The 19,523-nt window shown below is 52.4% G+C and carries 18 protein-coding genes; 1 reads left to right on the top strand and 17 read right to left on the bottom strand.

Going from position 1 to position 19,523, the window contains the following annotated elements; all coding sequences use genetic code 11:
- Positions 1–6: 6 nt before the first annotated feature.
- The 6 genes from dnaI to KNP83_RS04415 all read right to left on the bottom strand — a co-directional run bounded on the left by dnaI (position 7) and on the right by KNP83_RS04415 (position 4,933).
- The gene (gene dnaI, locus KNP83_RS04440; protein ID WP_214760892.1) at positions 7–921 is read right to left on the bottom strand and encodes a primosomal protein DnaI; all 915 of its coding nucleotides are present in this window, start codon (positions 919–921) and stop codon (positions 7–9) included.
- 5 nt (positions 922–926) lie between these two features.
- Positions 927–2,279 (bottom strand): DnaD domain protein, encoded by a 1,353-nt coding sequence (locus tag KNP83_RS04435; protein ID WP_214760890.1) that lies wholly within the window; start codon positions 2,277–2,279, stop codon positions 927–929.
- A 41-nt stretch (positions 2,280–2,320) separates the two neighbouring features.
- Positions 2,321–2,788, bottom strand: coding sequence for a transcriptional regulator NrdR (nrdR, locus tag KNP83_RS04430; protein WP_021065634.1), 468 nt, complete (start codon positions 2,786–2,788; stop codon positions 2,321–2,323).
- A gap of 12 nt (positions 2,789–2,800) precedes the next feature.
- Entirely contained in the window at positions 2,801–3,172 is a 372-nt protein-coding gene (locus tag KNP83_RS04425; protein WP_214717496.1) for a hypothetical protein, read from the bottom strand.
- 111 nt (positions 3,173–3,283) lie between these two features.
- Positions 3,284–3,670, bottom strand: a complete 387-nt coding sequence (speD, locus tag KNP83_RS04420) for an adenosylmethionine decarboxylase (RefSeq protein ID WP_029595188.1) — start codon at positions 3,668–3,670, stop codon at positions 3,284–3,286.
- Positions 3,671–3,901: 231 nt separating this feature from the next.
- Complete coding sequence (locus KNP83_RS04415; protein ID WP_214760888.1) at positions 3,902–4,933, bottom strand: glyceraldehyde-3-phosphate dehydrogenase; 1,032 nt, start codon at positions 4,931–4,933, stop codon at positions 3,902–3,904.
- A 155-nt stretch (positions 4,934–5,088) separates the two neighbouring features.
- Between KNP83_RS04415 and KNP83_RS04410 the strand changes: the two genes are divergently transcribed.
- Complete coding sequence (locus KNP83_RS04410) at positions 5,089–5,571, top strand: site-2 protease family protein (RefSeq protein WP_214717500.1); 483 nt, start codon at positions 5,089–5,091, stop codon at positions 5,569–5,571.
- Between the two features lie 17 nt (positions 5,572–5,588).
- Here KNP83_RS04410 and coaE read toward each other — a convergent pair whose 3' ends face one another.
- The 11 genes from coaE to pfkA all read right to left on the bottom strand — a co-directional run bounded on the left by coaE (position 5,589) and on the right by pfkA (position 19,459).
- A complete protein-coding gene (coaE, locus tag KNP83_RS04405) occupies positions 5,589–6,194 on the bottom strand; it encodes a dephospho-CoA kinase (RefSeq protein ID WP_214760885.1) in 606 nt (201 codons plus the stop codon).
- Positions 6,195–6,206: 12 nt separating this feature from the next.
- Positions 6,207–7,031 carry a DNA-formamidopyrimidine glycosylase gene (gene mutM, locus KNP83_RS04400; protein WP_214760882.1) on the bottom strand — a complete coding sequence of 275 codons (825 nt, stop codon included), beginning with the start codon at positions 7,029–7,031 and terminating at the stop codon, positions 6,207–6,209.
- A 20-nt stretch (positions 7,032–7,051) separates the two neighbouring features.
- Positions 7,052–9,649 (bottom strand): DNA polymerase I, encoded by a 2,598-nt coding sequence (polA, locus tag KNP83_RS04395; protein ID WP_214760881.1) that lies wholly within the window; start codon positions 9,647–9,649, stop codon positions 7,052–7,054.
- Positions 9,650–9,856: 207 nt separating this feature from the next.
- A complete protein-coding gene (gene pnpS / locus KNP83_RS04390) occupies positions 9,857–11,584 on the bottom strand; it encodes a two-component system histidine kinase PnpS (protein ID WP_214760879.1) in 1,728 nt (575 codons plus the stop codon).
- On the bottom strand, positions 11,581–12,285 hold the full coding sequence (locus KNP83_RS04385; protein ID WP_214714578.1) for a response regulator transcription factor: 705 nt from the start codon (positions 12,283–12,285) through the stop codon (positions 11,581–11,583). Before KNP83_RS04385 ends, pnpS begins: the two co-directional genes overlap by 4 nt.
- A 186-nt stretch (positions 12,286–12,471) precedes the next feature.
- Positions 12,472–13,407 (bottom strand): malate dehydrogenase, encoded by a 936-nt coding sequence (gene mdh / locus KNP83_RS04380; RefSeq protein ID WP_214760877.1) that lies wholly within the window; start codon positions 13,405–13,407, stop codon positions 12,472–12,474.
- A gap of 30 nt (positions 13,408–13,437) precedes the next feature.
- Complete coding sequence (gene icd / locus KNP83_RS04375; protein WP_131437491.1) at positions 13,438–14,706, bottom strand: NADP-dependent isocitrate dehydrogenase; 1,269 nt, start codon at positions 14,704–14,706, stop codon at positions 13,438–13,440.
- Positions 14,707–14,824: 118 nt separating this feature from the next.
- Entirely contained in the window at positions 14,825–15,937 is a 1,113-nt protein-coding gene (gene citZ, locus KNP83_RS04370) for a citrate synthase (RefSeq protein WP_214760875.1), read from the bottom strand.
- 183 nt (positions 15,938–16,120) lie between these two features.
- The gene (locus KNP83_RS04365; protein WP_214760873.1) at positions 16,121–16,585 is read right to left on the bottom strand and encodes a DUF441 domain-containing protein; all 465 of its coding nucleotides are present in this window, start codon (positions 16,583–16,585) and stop codon (positions 16,121–16,123) included.
- Positions 16,586–16,652: 67 nt separating this feature from the next.
- Positions 16,653–18,395: a pyruvate kinase gene (gene pyk, locus KNP83_RS04360; RefSeq protein ID WP_214760869.1), complete on the bottom strand. Its 1,743-nt coding sequence runs from the start codon at positions 18,393–18,395 to the stop codon at positions 16,653–16,655.
- A 95-nt stretch (positions 18,396–18,490) separates the two neighbouring features.
- A complete protein-coding gene (gene pfkA / locus KNP83_RS04355; protein ID WP_214753413.1) occupies positions 18,491–19,459 on the bottom strand; it encodes a 6-phosphofructokinase in 969 nt (322 codons plus the stop codon).
- Positions 19,460–19,523 lie beyond the last annotated feature (64 nt).

The raw sequence follows: 19,523 nt of genomic DNA, 5'->3' as shown, positions 1-19,523 counted from the left end.
ATCCCTTTACCGTCGGCGATTCTCACCTTTTAACTCGATTTGTGTCGTCGTCGTCGAGATTCGCTGCATGAGCCGCTGCGCCTTCATTTTGTTTTGTGGCGACCCATCAATCGAGAAGTGGGTCTCGAGCTCTTCCCCGCTGAAGTTCGAGCTGTAAAGTGTCGGCAAGCGATGCATCATGCGATACTGCAAAATAATCCCGAACAGTTCATCCCGTACCCACGGGCTGATGGCCTCGGCCCCGATGTCATCAATCAACAACACAGGCACGTGTTGGAACGACGTCAAAAACGAATCGAACGAGTCGGTCCGAATTTTCCGTTTCGCTTCCGAGACGAATCCCGGGGCGTGGACGAGAATCGTCTCGATGTCCGCCTCTTTCAGCTCGTTGGCGATTGCTGCGAGCAAATACGTCTTCCCGACGCCGAAGCTGCCGTGGAGATATAAGCCGTTCACTTTTTGGCGGGTCTTCATGCCCGAAACGAACCGCATCGACTCGCGGAGTGCGATTTTACGGGCGTCATCGGACCAGTCGAACGATTCAAAACTCGCCTCTCGCACTTCTTCCGGCAAGAATAAACTCTTGAACTTCCGGTCCATCTCTTTTTGGCGTCGTGCTTGACGATGTTTGACCGTCTCTTCATAACGGATCGCGATTTGACCGAGATCGACATAGAGTACCGGCTGATGGCCCGGGATAACGGCTTGCTCCTCGACGAGCTTCTTGCCGTCCATCTGTTCTGCATATTCACTGAGCTTCGTGAAGCCGACCTCGACTGCCGTCTCGTCTAACTCCGGATGCGCCTTTAAAAAGGCGACGACTTCTGGATGTTCGAGGGTGCGCCGGCGAATCGATTCGTACGCTTCCCGCACTTCTTTCCGGTTCATCATTTGGGCGAGCGTTTGATTGATGCGTTCCATGTCCCTCATCCTCTCTCTTTCAATTCATTCAACAGCTTGACAAGTTCCGCGTCGTCTGGCACGGATGCCTCGAGCTCTTGTTTTCGTTTTTGATCGTACGTCCGCTGCTCTTTCGCCTCGTTCTCGAGCCACTTCGGCATCTCGGTATTGTCTTTGCGTCTCGAGCCGACGGTCGTCCGCTGTTGCACGTTCTCCCGTTTCTGCTGTTTCTTCTCGATGAGCGCGTCTTGTGTCGCTTCTTGTTCCAGCGCGTCTTTGGCGTTCAAATAGCCCGCCGTTTTCCAACTCGTCGCGATCCGCATGACATAATTCTCACTGAGCCGCGTCTGTTTCTTCACTTCGATGCAGTAATAGAACAACGCATTGATGACACTAGGTGCGAGCCCGAGCGTATCGACGAGGTCGATGATGAGCTGCTCGTCACTCTTCGACAACTGCGGCGTCTTCCGTAGCGTCGATACGTATTGATGCGGATGCGCTTCTTCCATGACCGTCACGTCATGCAAGTCACCGATGTCTGCTTTTACCGCCTCATCCGACTTCACTTTCCGATGGCGTGTCTGTTTCTTCTTCAACTGCAAGACCATCTGGCGGCAACCGTCGCGCTTCTCTTGCTCACTGAGCGGCAAATACGCCTCGTGAACGAAATACTCCTTCAACATCTCGGCCATCGTCTCTTCATCGATTTGGGAGACGTAAGCGAGCTTCGTGATCGTCTCATCGAGCTTCTTCGTGAAGAAGCCGACGGGGAAGTTCGTCAATTTTTTCACGATTTCCATATCGAACGTATAGTTGATTTCGATTTTGGCACGGTCCGGTTTCTCGTAGTTCTTTTGGGTGAACGCCATATGATTGACGCCTTTGACGTCGAACACTTCATTGAAGTCTTTCGTCACCTCGATGATCCCGGCCGGCAATGGATCGATCGTGAATCGCCCTTGCAACTGTTTGAAGCGGACTTCTCCGACTTTATAGAAGAGAAAACTCGACAACAGTCCGTCGTTCAAGAACGTATGGGGTGCGAGCGGGACGCGCAGTTGATACACGTATTGTGTCAACCGTTCGTCTTTCGTTTTATACGTCCGGACGAGGCCGATCGCCTCGAGCCGGAACAGACAGTCCGTCAACTCGTTAATCGAGTAGTCGAGCATCTCACAGAGCGCACTGTGGGACATATAGTTCGATTTCATCTTCCCGGGTTTCAACTCGCTCCAAAGCGTCTGATACATCGCGAGCGCCTTCACGCCGATGACCGGCTGATATAAGTGATACAACGACTGATACGATTCGCGATCGATGAGCCCGGTGCTCATAATCAACAGTTCGTCAGTCCCGTACAGGATTCGTTCTTTTTCCATGATAGGTCTCCCCTGAAAAAAGGCGACCAGCAGGCCGCCCTCTAGTTGGTCGATTTCTCTTGCTTCATTAAATCTTCAAGTTCTTTAAAGAACACAGAGATATCTTTGAACTGGCGATAGACGGACGCGAAGCGGACGTAGGCCACTTCATCGACGCGTGCCAATTCATTCATCACGAGCTCACCGACTTGTTCACTCGGAATCTCCGATTGGCCCAGGGCCCGTAACTGCTGTTCGACTTTCGTGACCACACCTTCGAGTTGCTCCAGCGTGACCGGACGTTTTTCACACGCCCGAATAATCCCGCGGAGCACTTTCTCACGGCTGAACTCTTCCCGATTCCCATCTTTTTTGACGATGATGAGCGGTGTCTGTTCGACCGTTTCAAACGTGGTGAAGCGATAGCCGCACTCCTCGCATTCGCGACGGCGACGAATCGAATAGAAATCTTGTACTGGTCGGGAGTCGAGCACTCTCGTTCCATTATGATCGCATTTAGGACAACGCATGCTCAGCCCTCCTTATCGTTCGACAGATTGATTCCCGATGGCGCGGAGCGGGAACTTCACTTGCAGCGCCTCATAGTAAGCGGTGACGATTTGACCAAGGTCCGGTCCGAGCATCTGGTCACGGTTCAACGTGAAGTCGACAGCCGTGCGTCCGCCATCCACTTGAATGACTGTCGCCAGTGCATCCCAGCCGTCACCGTAAAACGCCACTTCGCCCCGGTCTGCATCGACCCGGCGAACCGTTTGTCCTTGTGCTTCAATCCGTTCGCGGAGCCATGTGAGCACGGCGGTCGGCGATGCTGCTACGTAACGTGTGCGTAGCGCCTCATTTTTATGCAAATCGTCCGTCTGGACATGTGTTTGAAACTTATCCAATAATCCCATTATCCACCTCGAAACCTTATTTATATAGGTTAAGCATATCAAAATTAAGCGGTTAACAAAACAATTAAAAGGGCTGACCGAAATTCGGCCAGCCTCAAAAGGTCAATCTGATTATTTGCTGATTGCAACTTGTGCTTCCGGAACACGAATCGGTCCCATTCCGCGATCAAGTTTAACGTCCTCACGAACTTTTGCTTCCAAGCCTTCCGCAATGTATTGCGAAGCTGTGGCTGGATCGATTCGGTCCCCACATGTGAACACATCGACTGATGCGTAGCCATGCTCTGGGAAACTGTGAATCGTTAAGTGTGATTCTGAGATGATAACGACCCCACTTACACCGTGTGGCGCAAATTTGTGGAAAGCGACTTCGCGGACTTCAGCGCCCGAACGAAGTGCTGCATCGACGAACAAGCGCTCGATGTAGTCGATATCGTTCAATTTGTCGGGATTGCACTCCCAAAGTTCTGTAATAATGTGACGTCCCATAGTATCCATATTAGTGGATCCCCCTTTACATCAATGGTCTCAAAGTAGTTGATGATCACTCACTTTGTGCCTGAATCGCCCACAACCACGGGGGCAAGTTAGTCCTAAGAGGTCCTAACCCTTTAAGTTGCGTTTGTCAGACCAATTGAAGTTCACGAGTTAGAGTGTATCGCGTTTGGGACGTCGATACAAGACATTTGTTTCAATTCCTTAAAAATATTTTTGTGTAAATATATTTCTTCAGACGTGGGTTTCTTGTTGCCCGATTTGCAAGTAGCTCGCGACCATGTCCAACAGGTCGACGACACGGCACGAATAACCCCATTCGTTATCGTACCAGGCGAGGACTTTGACATGATTGCCTCCGAGCACCATCGTCGAATCGGTATCGATAATCGACGAACGCTCATCCCCGTTGAAGTCGATGGAGACGAGTGGTTCGTTCGAGACACCAAGGATACCCGTCATCTCTCCGTGAGCGGCACGTTCGAACGCCTCATTCACTTCATCGACCGTCACATCCCGGCGTAACTCGACGACGAGGTCGACGAGTGAGACGTTCGGTGTCGGGACGCGAAGCGCCATCCCGTTCAGTTTCCCTTGCAGTTCAGGTAAAACGAGTCCGATGGCTTTAGCAGCCCCGGTCGAAGTCGGTATAATAGAACTACCACAAGCACGGGCGCGTCGTAAGTCTTTATGCGGATTATCGATATTGTTTTGATCATTCGTATAGGCATGCACGGTCGTGACGAGCCCCGTCTCGATGCCGAACGTCGAGTCCAATACTTTCACGACCGGGCCGAGACAGTTCGTCGTGCACGAAGCGTTCGAGATGATGTGATCGTGCTCCGGTAAATAATCACGATCGTTCACCCCCATGACAATCGTCCGCAGCTCGCCTTTCCCAGGCGCCGTCAAAATGACTTTCTTCGCACCGGCCGTCAAATGTTTTGTTGCCCCGACGTCTGAATTGAATTTCCCTGTCGCCTCGATGACGATTTCAACGCCGAGCTCGTTCCACGGCAACCGCTCCGGATCACGCTCGGAGACGAGCATGATGCGTTTCCCATCGACTTCAAGCGCATCCCCATGCGCCCTCACCGTGAGTGTGAACGGTCCGTGGACCGTGTCGTGCTTAATCAGATGGGCGAGCGTCTCCGCCGGATAGCTCGCATTGATGGCGACCACGTCGTGACGCCCTTCAAGCATCAATTTCCGGAACACCATTCTCCCGATTCGACCAAATCCATTGATTGCAACTTTCGTCCCCATGTAAAGTCCCCCTTTTTTCTGCGTTACGACACCATTATAACGGAAAAATGGAAGCGTTTTCACTATGAATCGTCACATTTCTTTCACTTTTTTACAGTTTCAGATTTGAAAAAGAGGGGAATTTGGTGTAGAGCTTGGAAAGGAGCTAGGACAGCATGTTCGATTGGACCGATTTAGACAAATTTATCATCTCGTTTTTCATCATTTTGCCAATTGTGACGATTATCCACCAATTCGGCCACTTCTTCTTCGCGAAACTATTTGGGGGTTCGCTCGATATGGAGATTGGGACCGGTAAAAAGTTATTCAAAGTCGGGCGCCTGCAATTCAACCGCGTCTATTTCTATGACGCGTGGTGTCAGTTCAGCGACTTGAAATATAGCAACCGCTTGACCCGCAGTCTCGTGTACGCGGGCGGATCCATCTTCAACCTATCGAGCATCTTGCTCGTGAACGCCTTCATCTTGATGCGAGAGATTGAACCGACGCTCTATACGTATCAATTCGCGTATTTCTCGTTTTATTACGTCTTCTTCTCGCTCTATCCGATTTATTATTCGAACGGTCACCCGAGTGACGGCCGAGCCATCTTCGATACGTGGAAGAAAGGCCGACCGGACTCAGACCCGTTGAACTGAACAAAAAAAGAAGGCGCTCAGTCGCCTTCTTTTTTCATGTCTTCGAATTGTTCGACGAGGCGGGCCACTTGGTCCGCCAAATCACCTAAAGCACCGTTATTGTTGATTAAAAAATCAGCTTGTTGCTTCTTCTCTTCAATCGGCATTTGGGCATGGATGCGCGCGAGCGCTTCCGCTTTCGTCAAGCCGTTCCGCTCCATTAGACGCATCAACTGAATCTCTTCCCGGCAATAGACGACGACCGTATAGTCGACCAGGTCGCGCATCGTCCCTTCGAACAAGAGCGGGATGTCGAAGATGACGACGGTCTCCCCCGCCGCCTCGTAGCCACACATTTCTTCGAGCATCTCCTCACGAATCGCCGGATGCATGAGTTGATTCAGCAACTGGCGTTTGGCGTCATCATGAAAAATCTCACGCCCAAGCGCTTGACGGTTCAACGTGTCACCGGAGAAACATTGTGGGAATGCCTCACGAACGGCCGCGAACGCCTTGCCTCCCGGATCGATGACGATTCGCGCCATCTTGTCGGCATCGATAATCGGGATGTCTTGCTTTCGAAACAGACGGGATACAGTCGACTTCCCTGTCGCAATTCCACCTGTCAAACCAATCTTCAACATCGTGTCCACCTCTTACTGTTGGCAGTGCGGACAGTAGTGCGTGCCCCGTCCGCCCAATTTCATCTTTTCAATCGGTCGGCCGCAACGTTTACACGGCTCGCCGGTCTGACCATACACGTAGAGCGTCTCTTGATACGTCCCGCTCGCTCCGTCGGGATTCGTATAACTTCGAATCGTGCTCCCGCCGCGCTCAATCGCTTCCGTCAACACGACCACAGCCTCTTGGTGCACTAAACGCACCTCGTCAAGTGAGAGCGAAGCCGCCGGGCGGGTCGGATGGACCCCGGCCCGGAACAACGTCTCATCGACGTAAATATTACCGAGACCGACGAAAATCGACTGGTCGAGGAGTGCCGTCTTGATGGCCCGGACGTTCATCCGCTTCAAGCGGGTATGAAGCGTCTCCGCCGTCAATTCAGGGTCGAACGGTTCAAGCGCGAGCAACGACAACGGCGGTGTCATATACAAGTCGTCATTCGTCTTCAGTTCCATCGTGCCGAACTTTCTGACGTCGTTGTAATGGAGCGTCGTCCCGTCCGTGAACGTGAAGACGACGTGCGTATGTTTGACCGGATTGACCATTTCGTCATGCGGAAAGAATTTCCCTTCCATGCGGAGATGCGAAACGAGATATCCGTTCGTCAATTTGAACAAAATAAATTTCCCGCGCCGTTCGACGTCTTGAATCGTCTCACCGAGCAACTGTTGAACCCAAATCTCCGGTTCGTGTCCCCGAATGATTTTCGCGTCGAGCACCTCGACATTTGCAATCGTTTTTCCGGAGACGAACGGTCGCAATCGGCGACAGACCGTCTCCACTTCTGGTAATTCAGGCATAGTGATTTCCTTTCTCGTTCTTATTTCGTGTCGAACCACGTCTCCCCGAACGATCCGTCCGCGCGGAGCGGCACGTCGAGCTTGACCGTGTGTTCCATTGCTTGTTTGACGATTGTCTCGAGCGCCTCTGTCTCTTCTTTCGGTCCTTCAAAGATGAGTTCATCGTGGACTTGAAGCAACAGTTTCGAGCGCAAGCCCGATTCGCGGAGCGCCACGTCGACATCAATCATCGCTTTCTTGATAATATCGGCGGCCGTCCCTTGAATCGGTGTGTTGATGGCCGTCCGTTCGGCGAAGCCGCGCAAGTTGAAGTTACGCGAATGGATATCCGGGATATTGCGACGACGTTTCAACATCGTCTCGACGTAACCGTGCTTCCGGGCCCGCTCGATGGCGGCATCCATGAACCGCTTCACGCCTGGGAACTGCTCGAAGTACGTATCGATGAACGTCTGCGCTTCTTTCCGGCTGATACCGAGGTTTTGCGACAGCCCATAATCACTGATGCCGTAAATAATCCCGAAGTTGACCGCCTTGGCCTGGCGCCGCATGAGCGACGTCACTTCTTCTTTGGCGACCCGGAACACGTTTGCTGCCGTCGACGTGTGAATATCCTCATCATGCAGGAACGCCTCGAGCATCTTCTCATCTTGCGACATGTGGGCCATGATGCGGAGCTCGATTTGCGAGTAGTCGACCGCATAGAGCACCCAATCAGATTCGCTCGCTGTGAACGCCTTCCGAATCCGGCGTCCTTCTTCCAGACGAATCGGGATATTTTGCAAGTTCGGGTTGACCGACGACAACCGCCCGGTCTGTGTCAACGTCTGCGTGTAACGGGTATGAATTTTCCCGTCGTCCTTGATGACTTTTTGTAGTCCTTCGACGTACGTCGACTGCAATTTCCCGAGTTCGCGGTAATGCATGATATGTTCGACGATCGGATGGAGCGGTGCGAGCTTCTCAAGCACGTCCGCCGCCGTCGAGTATCCCGTCTTCGTCTTCTTGACCGGCGGCAACGCCAGCTTCTCGAACAAGATGACGCCGAGCTGCTTCGGTGAATTGATATTGAACGCTTCGCCGGCGAGGTTATGAATCTCGGTCTCGAGTTGGAGCAAGCGGTCGCGGAGATCGTCTTCCATCACCTTCAATGTCGCCACATCGACGTGAATCCCGGCCCACTCCATCTCGGCGAGCACCGAGGCGAGCGGGCGTTCCAAATCCTCATACAGCGATGTCTGCTCATTTTGGACGAGCTCGTTACTGACGTTCACGAACAACGTCAAAATGGCCATCGCCTTCTCCCCGAGGTGTTGGTCGAGGACGTCTTGTTCCGGGACGTGTAGTTTCGCTCCTTTTCCATACACGGCCTCGTCTTCCGGCAACGCGTATTCGAAATGGGCGGCAATCGAGTCGAGTGTCGTCCCGCCCGACAAGTTGAGCAAATAGCCGGCGACGAGCAAGTCCTCGTAGCCTCGGAGCGTCACGCCATGGCGTTTCAATTGAATGATCGTCTGTTTCGCATCGAGACAGATTGTAGCCCGCTTTTCATCGGCCAGCCACTCGCGGACAGCCGGTACGTCCAAGAGTGACACGTCACCGACGGTCACCCCTGCTTTTGATGCGATGGCCACGCCGATGACCGGTTCTTCGAAATAATCGTCGCGCAGTTGTTCGAGGAAGAGCACCGCTTCTGTCAACTCTTGCTCGTCAATCCCGATATGGTTCACATCACGCACTTCCACAGCTTCCTCGCTCGACGCGTCGAGACTCAGTTTCCCGAGGAGCGACTTGAACTGCAGGCTCATGAATAGCGGTTTCACTTTCCCAGCGTCATACGGATGGAACGTGAGCTCGTCGATGCTGACGTCAATCGGGACGTCGGTATAAATCGTCGCCAACTGTTTCGACATGAGCGCTTCCCGCTCGTTCGCCTCGACCTTCTCTTTTTGTTTCCCTTTTAGTTCGTGCGTATGTTCATATAAACCTTCCACGGAACCATAGGCCGTGAGCAATTTGAGGGCCGTTTTCTCACCGACGCCGGGAATGCCCGGAATGTTATCGGATTTATCGCCCATCAGACCTTTCAAATCAATCATTTGAAGCGGGCTCAATCCCTCATACCGCTCATGGAATGCCGCCGCGTCCATCGCCTCGACGTCGGTGATGCCACGTTTCGTCAAGTAGACCGTGACGCGGTCGTCAATCAATTGCAGTAAATCCTTATCACCGGTGACGACCGTCACTTGGTCGAACGCAGTGTTTTTGGAAAGCGTCCCGATGATGTCATCGGCCTCATACTGGTCGAGCTCGAGCACTTTGATGCCGAACGCCTCACAAATCTCACGGACGATCGGGAATTGCTCGCGGAGCTCACCCGGCGTCTTTTGCCGTCCGCCTTTATAATCGGCATACGTGTCGTGGCGGAACGTCTTTTTCGACGCATCGAACGCGACCGCGAAATGGGTCGGCTGTTCGTCTTCCATCAGCTTCAATAACATCATCGTGAACCCGTACACGGCATTCGTGTTTCGACCGCTCGCATCCGTCATCGGAGGCAGCGCGAAAAAGGCACGATACGTGAGTGAGTTTCCGTCAAGGAGTAGTAGTTTATTCATTGGACAACCTCCATTCTATCTGGTTCCATCATATCATACGGGTACATGCGTTCGAAAAAAAAGACCCTTTTCTAGGTACTAGAAAAGGGTCGATCCTCCCGATTGAGTGGAGATGAGCACCAATCGGGACACGAGATGATGAAGAGGTCTCATCCATAGAGTAGCATCGCTTTGTAAAGCCGGTATGAATTCGCCATGAATTCCTTGTTAAGCACTCGGGAATTTGATGGTGAACGTCGTGCCTTCGCCTTCGACGCTGTCGACTTGAATCGTCGCGTGATGGAGATCGACGATATGCTTGACAATGGCAAGACCGAGACCGGTCCCGCCGGAGTTTCGGCTCCGTGCCTTATCGACCCGGTAGAACCGTTCAAAGATACGGCCCACTTCTTTCGGCGCGATGCCGATGCCGTTATCTTTGACGATCAAATAAGAGCCGTCCGGTCTCTTCTCGACGGCGATCTCGACCTGGCTGCCTTCCGGCGAGTAGTTGATCGCATTGGCGACGAGATTCAAGATGACTTGTTTGATGCGGTTCATGTCCGCCTGCAAGACGACTTCCCCATCGTGGCGCGCCTCCAAGTGAATCGATTTCCCTTCCGCCTTCTGGCTCAGCACGAGACAGACTTCCTCAACGAGCTGATTGAGCTGTACCGGGGTGAACTCCAGATGGAAATCTTCCCGTTCGAGCCGTGACAGTTCGAGCAAATCTTCGACGAGCATCTGCATGCGCGTCGCTTCTTTTTGAATGATATCCAAGAATTGATCACGCAGTTCCGGCACTTCTTTCGCCCCGTCGAGCAGCGTCTCGCTGAAGCCACGAATCGATGTGAGCGGCGTCTTCAACTCATGACTCACGTTCGCGACGAAATCTTTGCGCATCTTCTCGAGACGCTTCAATTCGGTGATGTCGTTAAAGAGAAGCGTCGTCCCGCGCAACATGCCCGTATCACTGAAAATCGGCGCGGCCGACACCATATACGTCTTTTGATTGAAACCTGACCGGATCGACAGTTGCCGGCGGTGCGGCTCCTCCGTCAAATAGACGTCCTCGATCAACGTCTCGACGTCCGGACTCGGCAAGATACCATGATAAAACTGGCCGATCATCAATTCATCATATTGGAACATGTCGCGATACGAACGGTTGACGAGCGTCACGATGCCACGTTCGTCGACCAAGAGCAGTCCTGCCCCCATATACTCGATGAGCGACTCAAGCCGTGCCCGTTGAACCGATTCACCGAGTGAGATTGTCTCCAAGTTGCGGGCGAGCACGTTGATCGATCCGGCCAGACTGCCCGTCTCTTCGTCGTTCCGTAACTCGTAGACACGGGCCCGATAGTTCCCGTCTGCCAGTTCACGCAAGACGATGGTCGCCTCGTCGATTGGTCGAATGAATTGGTTCGTCAAGTTGTGTAACACGAAAAGGATTAAGAAGAACGAGAAAATCAACGCCAACGCGATGGTCAGCCAAATCCGATCATATACGCTCTCCAAATCGGAGACATAGCGGATAAAGCTCAAGTACACCGTGTCGCCTGATGACAACTCAATCGGCTTCGTGAACTGAATCAAATCCTCGCGTGTCTCGTTCCCGAACGTTCCGCCTTCCGGAATCGACGCGGCATCCATCCGGAAATCAAATGAGCCGACCCGAAACGGTGTCCCGGCGATGACTTCCATCCGCCGATTGAGGAGCAAGATATCGAAACTGCTCTCGTCATCGATTTGACCGACATAATCTTGAATGTCCGCAAGTTCGCCTCCGTCCAAATAGAGTGCGGCCAACTCAGCGTCTTCTTTCAAACGATCGCGTTCAGAATCCAAATAGAAATCTTTGAACAATTGACCGAGCACAATCCCGAGGGTCAATAGGACGCCCGTCACGAGTAGAATGAGCGTCGTCAAAAACCGGGAGCGGTACGTCTTCATTCGGCCATCGGCTCTTCCATCTTATAGCCGAGACCACGAATCGTCTTGATATAGGTCGGTTTTTTCGTCACAGGCTCAATCTTCTCCCGAAGGTGGCTGATGTGGACGTCGACGATACGCGTATCTCCGACGAAGTCGTAATTCCAAATCGCCGATAAGAGCTGGTCGCGCGTCAAGACGCGCCCTTTATTTTTGGCCAAGTACGCTAACAGTTCGAACTCTTTCGGTGTCAACTCGAGCCGTTCACCGTTCTTGAACACTTCATAGTTTGACGCGATGATTTTCACGTCGCCGATCTCGATGACGTCCGTGTCCGTCGCTGGTGCTTCTTGTGGGGCCGAACGGCGCAGGATGGCTTTGACGCGGGCCACGACTTCTCGTGGGCTGAACGGCTTCGTCAAATAGTCATCGGCACCGAGCTCGAGACCGAGCACTTTATCGAACTCATCGTCTTTCGCAGTCAACATGAGAATCGGTGTGTTCACTTTTTGTTGGCGGAGCCGTTTACAAACTTCAAGACCGTCCATCTCAGGCAACATCAAGTCGAGGACGATTAAGACGGCGTCTTGCTTCTCAGCCAGCTCAAGTCCGGTCTTCCCGTCATGCGCCGTCTCGACTTCGAATCCGGCTTGCTCCAAATTAAACTTTAATAACGTCGCAATCGACACCTCGTCATCGACAACAATTACTTTATCAGCCACGCTTAGTTCCTCCTCTAATCTATCTGTTCAGTCATGTACACTACCTATTTTACAAATCAATGCCACGTCCGACCAACCTCAAAGCAAATCTTTACAAAAACAAAACAAATCCACGTTCTGCTTTCAGTGTAGCATGCGCCGCCCATACAAAAAAACCTCGTCTGCAGATGCAGACGAGGTGAGCCCTCAGTTGAGGACGTTCAAGACAGAGCGGACCGAGTCGGCAGAGCGCTGTAGCGCCGCCGTCTCGTCTTCCGTCAATTCAAGTTCGAGCACACGTTCAATCCCGTTCGCACCAAGAATCGTCGGCACACCGAGATACAAGTCGTGGAAACCGTACTCGCCGTCGAGATACGCGATGGCCGGTAAAATCCGCCGTTGATCTTTCAAGATCACTTCGACCATCTCGACGATGGCCGCCGCCGGCGCATAATAGGCCGATCCGTTCCCGAGCAGTTGGACGATCTCGCCGCCGCCTTTACGGGTCCGATTGACGATCGCGTCGATGCGGTCGGTCGGCAACAATTTCTCGAGCGGGATTCCGCCCGCGTACGAATAACGGATGAGCGGGACCATGTCATCCCCGTGCCCGCCGAGCACGAATCCAGAGACGTCCTTCACGGAGATATTCAACTCCGCAGCGACGAACGTCCGTAACCGGGCCGTATCGAGCACACCGGATTGACCGATGACACGCTCTTTCGGGAAGCCTGACTCTTTGAAGGCAGCGTACGTCATCGCGTCGACCGGGTTCGTCAAGACGATGATAATCGCATCCGGTGAGTACCGGGCCACTTCTTTCGTGACCGCCCGCATCACTTTGGCGTTCGTCGAGACGAGGTCGTCCCGGCTCATGCCTGGTTTGCGCGCGATGCCCGCTGTGATGACGACGATATCCGAGTCCGCGGTGTCCGCATAATCGGACGTCCCCGTAATCCATGAGTCAAACCCTTGAATCGGCGCCGTCTCTTGCATATCGAGCGCTTTTCCTTTCGTCGGGTTCTCGTTCTCTTTGATATCGAGCAACACGACGTTACCGAGCTCTTTTTGAGCCAAATACAGTGCCGTCGTGGCCCCCGTGAATCCGCTACCGATAACCGAGATCTTATTGCGACGAATCATTGTGCTCTCCCCCTTGGTTTAGCTGATGTCTTACATGTTTTTGATTAATTCATCCGCAAACTCTGAACACTTCACTTCTGTCGCGCCGTCCATGAGACGAGCGAAATCGTATGTGACGACTTTCGAGGCGATTGTCTTCTCCATCGAGTTGATGATAAGATCAGCCGCTTCGTTCCAGTTCATATGACGAAGCATCATTTCACCTGACAAGATGACCGATGACGGGTTGACCTTATCGAGGCCAGCATACTTCGGTGCCGTACCGTGTGTCGCTTCGAAGATGGCATGGCCTGTCACGTAGTTGATGTTCGCTCCAGGTGCAATCCCGATTCCGCCGACTTGGGCAGCGAGCGCATCCGAGATGTAGTCGCCGTTCAAGTTCATCGTTGCTACGACGTCGAACTCACGCGGACGTGTCAAAATCTGTTGCAAGAAGATATCAGCGATTGAATCTTTTACGATGATTTTGCCTTCTGCCTCAGCTTTCGATTGCGCTTCGTTCGCAGCCGCTTCGCCAGACTCTTCTTTGATGCGGTCATATTGCGCCCATGTGAAGACTTTGTCGCCGTACTCTTCTTCTGCGAGCTCATAGCCCCAGTTTTTGAAGGCGCCTTCTGTGAACTTCATGATGTTCCCTTTATGGACGAGCGTGAGCGATTTGCGGTTGTTCGCGATCGCGTACTCGAGCGCCGCGCGGACGAGACGCTTCGTTCCTTCAGACGAGATCGGCTTGATCCCGATGCCAGACGTTTCTGGGAAACGGATTTTGTTGACGTTCATCTCTTCTTTCAAGAACGAGATCAATTTCTTTACTTCGTCACTGCCTGACGCGTATTCGATGCCCGCGTAGATGTCTTCTGTGTTCTCACGGAAGATGACCATGTCTGTATCCTCTGGGCGTTTGACCGGTGAAGGAACGCCTGTGAAGTAACGGACCGGGCGCAAGCAAGTGTACAAGTCAAGTTCTTGACGGAGCGCTACGTTGAGTGAACGGATCCCGCCGCCGACCGGTGTCGTCAATGGGCCTTTGATGGCGATCAAATATTCACGGATTTCATCGAGTGTCTCGTTCGGGAGCCATTCGCCTTTTTGGTTGAACGCCTTCTCCCCAGCGTACACTTCCATCCATTCGATTTTCTTCTCGCCGCCGTATGCTTTTTCGACAGCCGCATCAAAGACGCGAACTGAAGCGTTCCAAATGTCAGGTCCTGTGCCGTCGCCGATGATAAATGGAATCGTCGGTACGTTCGGTACGTTTAAAACACCGTTTTCAACTGTAATCTTTTCGTTTTGTGTCAACATAATGAATCCCCCTAAGTACATTTATGTAGGCCGACGCGAACGCCGACCTACGTCAATTGTTAGTTTACCAAAGTTTATGTCTAAATTGTGACTCGAACTTTTCGTCCGGCGTCAATTAACGCTCGTTCACCGGGACGTATGACCGGTTCGTCTCGCCGATGTATTCAGCGCGAGGACGGATCAAACGGTTGTCCGCATACTGCTCGAGGATGTGAGCAATCCAGCCCGACATGCGTGAGACCGCAAAAATCGGTGTGAACAACTCTTCGTCGAGGCCGAGTGCGTAATACGTTGAAGCCGAATAGAAATCGACGTTCGGTTTCAAGCCTTTTTCCGTCTCGACGAGATGGTCGATTTTCTCAGACATCTCGTACCATTCTGGTTCGCCGATTTGGGCCGTCAATTGGCGGCTCATCTCCTTCAAGTGTTTCGCACGCGGATCGCCGTCCTTATAGACACGGTGACCGAAGCCCATGATTTTCTCACGGCGTTCGAACTTGCCGCGGACGTAGTCCTCCACTTTATCGACCGAGCCGATTTCGTGAAGCATCTTCATGACCGCCTCGTTCGCACCGCCGTGGAGCGGGCCTTTGAGGGCGCCCATCGCCGCCGTCACACCTGAATAAATATCCGACAATGTGGCGACGCAGACGCGGGCCGTGAACGTCGAAGCGTTCAATTCATGGTCGGCGTGGAGAATGAGTGCTTTGTCAATCGTCTTCTCGGCGACTTCACTCGGCTCTTCTCCGTTCAACATGTACAAGAAATTGCCCGCATAAGACAAGCCCTGTTTTGGTGCAACCGGTTGTTCGCCTTTACGAAGACGAGCGAACGCCGTCACGATCGTGGCGATTTGCGCTTGGAGACGAATCGCTTTGCGCATGTTCGCTTCCGGACTCATATCTTCAGACTCTTCATCATAAAGCGCGAGCTGTGAAAGCGCAGTCCGAATCGTCGCCATCGCATTGGCCGATTTCGGCGCCCGCTCGAGCGTCGCGATGACATCTTCTGGCAATTTGGCTTCTTTCACGAGCGCTGCTGAGAGCTCAGTTAATTCTTCTGCTTTCGGAAGGCGGTCGTTCCATAATAGGAAAACAACCTCTTCGAATGTGGCGTGGTCTGCCAAATCGTCAATCGTGTATCCTCCGTAAGTCAATTGTCCGTCAATAATCGAACTGACTTTTGAGGCCGCTGCCACAATTCCTTCTAAACCTTTTGTCGTTGACATCAATAACTCCCCCTCAGTCTTTAAAAGTGATCGACCGCATATACAGTCTGTGTGTAGGGAATAAGGGCGAGGAGTCGAAGACTCTCCCCAATCCGTTTCGAGCTCGCTCCACCCTGTCCTTTATCTAGTATAAACAATTTACTGAAAAAAAGAAATGTAAGCGTATCCAGCCGTCAAAAAATGTCAGAACCACTTTTGGAGCAGGTTAAATCCACCTAAAATCAAGGCGGCGATCCCGGCTCCGACGAGCGGTCCGACTGGCACGCCTTTCATGAAACCGACGGCCAGAATGGTCCCGGCGAGCAATGCCGTCGTCACGACAGGATCGACCCGCATCAGTTGGACCCCTTGTCCGGCGGCAAGGGCGACGAAGATTCCAGAGGCGAACGCAACGATCCCGACTGGCCCTTTAATACTATTCCACAATTCCCGGAAGCCGATGTCGCCGGTCGCGATCGGCACGAGGACGGCGATCGTGATGATCGTCACGCCCCAATGGATGCCTTTCGAGGCGAGCGTCGGGAACAGTTGGTCGCCGAATCCGACCGCTTTAATAATCAATAAGACGCTGCTGGCGATGATGACCGACTGGTTATGGGAGATGACCCCAATCAATACGAGCAACAGCAAGAATAAATAGGCACTCATTACACACTCTCTTTCTGAATGGAAAAAGAACCGACCTCATGAAAAGGTCGGTTCGATTGGCATTCGATTACGCGTTGTAGATTTTACCAGTGAGTGGGTCGATTGAAATCATCTGTCCGTCGCGGAACGTTGATGTCGCTGATTCGACACCGACGATAACCGGTTTACGGAGTGATGGTCCGACGATGCCGGCATGGCTCGTCAATCCACCGTCTTCTGTGATGATTCCAGCCGCTTTTTCGATCGCTGGCATCATTTCTTTGTCTGTGAATGGTGCGACGAGGATCATGCCCTCTTTCGCTTTCGCATTCGCTTCGTCTGCATTGTTCGCAACGACGACTTCACCGACGAGACCACGCTCACCGATACCACGTCCGTTTGCGAGGGCGTGACCGACGATGTGAACTTTCATCATGTTTGTCGTACCTGCAGTCGCAGCCGGGATACCAGCCGAGACGACGACGAGGTCACCGTCAGTGACGAATCCAGCGTGACGAGCCGCTTCTGAAGCTTGTACCAACATCTCATCCGTGTTGTTCGGCATCGTGTCAGCCACGATCGGGTAAACGCCCCAAACGAGGTTCAATTGACGTGCCACACGCTCTGACTCTGTCACCGCGATGATGTTCGCCTCCGGACGATACTTCGCTGTACGAGCAGCCGTGTAACCTGATTGTGTCGGCGTCAAGATCGCTTTAGCGTTCAAGTTGATCGCCGTGTGGGCGACCGCTTGTGAAATCGCATCCGTTACCGTGTGCTCACTGCGCTTCTGACGATCTTTGAGCAAGTTTTTGTAGTCGAGCATTTGCTCTGTACGAACAGCGATCGCTGCTTGCATTTGAACTGACTCGATTGGGTAGTCCCCTGCTGCCGTCTCACCTGAAAGCATGACCGCATCCGTACCATCGAGGATGGCGTTGGCGACGTCAGATGCTTCCGCACGAGTTGGACGCGGGTTGCGCTGCATTGAGTCAAGCATTTGTGTAGCCGTGATAACCGGTTTCCCGAGGTCGTTACACTTCTTGATCAATTCTTTTTGAACTGGTGTGACTTCTTCTGTTGGGATCTCGATACCGAGGTCACCACGAGCGACCATCAAACCGTCAGAAATCGCCAAGATTTCGTCGATGTTGTCGACACCTTCTTGGTTTTCGATTTTCGGATAGATTTTGATATGTGACGCGTTGTTCCGCTCGAGAAGTTGACGAATCTCAACGACGTCAGATGCACGGCGGACGAACGATGCCGCGATGACATCGATGTCTTGTGAAATCCCGAACTCGATGTCAGCGATGTCTTTGTCTGTAAGGGCAGGAAGGTTCACTTTGACGTTAGGCAAGTTGACACCTTTCTTCGTCTTGATGACGCCTTCGTTTTCGATGACGCAGCGAAGGTCGCGGTTCGGGAGCTTCTCAACGACAAGGAGACCGATGAGTCCGTCGTCAAGCATGATGCGTGAACCGACTTCAACGTCTTCGTACAAGCCTTCGTACGTGACTGAGAAACGATCTTTCGTTCCGACGATTTCTTCTGTCGAGACGATGATGACTTCTTTGCCTTTTTCGAGGAGTGCTTTTCCTTCTTCAAACGTATGTGTACGAATTTCAGGACCTTTCGTGTCAAGAAGAACCGTCACGACTTTACCGGCAGCTTTCGATGCTTCACGGATGTCGCGGATACGTGCGCCGTGCTCTTCATAGTCACCGTGTGAGAAGTTGAGACGAGCGACGTTCATTCCGGCTTCAATCATTTCCGGAAGACGTTTCTCTGAAGCTGGTCCAATCGTACATACAATTTTCGTTCTACGCATAAATAAAAACCTCCTAGGGGATGTATTGCATTTACACACAGAAAACGGGGGGTCGACCGACCTGATCCCGTCTCTGTGGAATTCACTGCTACTCGTTAAATCGAAAGTTGGTTCGACAAATCGATCAACTGCATATCAATCGTGTGTTTGTTATGGTCAAGCGCTTCATCGATATCGAGATCCATCATCTTGCCACCACGAATACCGACGACACGTCCGGCTTTACCTTCGAGTAGAATCTCGACGGCATAAGCACCCATGCGGCTCGCAAGCACACGGTCAGCAGCAGTTGGGGAACCGCCGCGTTGGATGTGTCCAAGAATCGTCACACGCGTCTCTGAGTTTGTCTTCTCAGCGATCATTTTTCCGATTTCTTCGGCACTGCCTGCGCCTTCAGCGACAACGACGATCGAGTGTTTCTTCCCGCGCGCCACACCATGATTGATGCGGTCAACGATGGCACTCAAATCTTCTGGACGTTCTGGGACGAGGATTGACTCGGCACCACCGGCAAGACCGGCATACAATGCGATGTCACCTGCATCACGACCCATTACTTCGATGACGTACGTCCGCTCATGCGACGACGCCGTGTCACGGATTTTATCAATCGCGTCCAGCGCCGTATTGAGCGCCGTATCGAACCCGATTGTCGCGTCCGTTCCTGGGATATCGTTGTCGATTGTTCCTGGAAGGCCGATGGTCGGGAATCCAAGTTCCGTCAACTTCTGGGCACCACGGTAAGAACCGTCTCCACCCACAACGACTAGTGCGTCGATATTGAATTTCTTCAATTGCTCGACCGCTTTGGCACGGCCCTCTTCCGTTCTAAACTCAGGGCAACGGGCAGAACGTAAGAATGTTCCTCCGCGTTGGATGATATCACCGACAGAACCGAGGTTCAATTCAACGAGATCGCCTTCGATTAGACCTTGATAGCCGTTATACACACCGTACACTTCTAGACCTTCGAAAATCGCTTTTCGGGTCACGGCACGGACTGCAGCGTTCATACCAGGGGCGTCTCCCCCACTTGTCAATACCGCAATACGTTTTAAATTCACGTCACTCACCTCTTATGTGTTTTAACGAAATCTGAAAATAAAATACCATGTCTGACCTTTGTTT

The sequence above is a fragment of the Exiguobacterium sp. s146 genome, assembly GCF_018618415.1.
In the GTDB taxonomy this organism is placed as follows: Bacteria; Bacillota; Bacilli; order Exiguobacteriales; family Exiguobacteriaceae; genus Exiguobacterium.
This window is presented reverse-complemented; position numbering and strand designations above follow the sequence as displayed.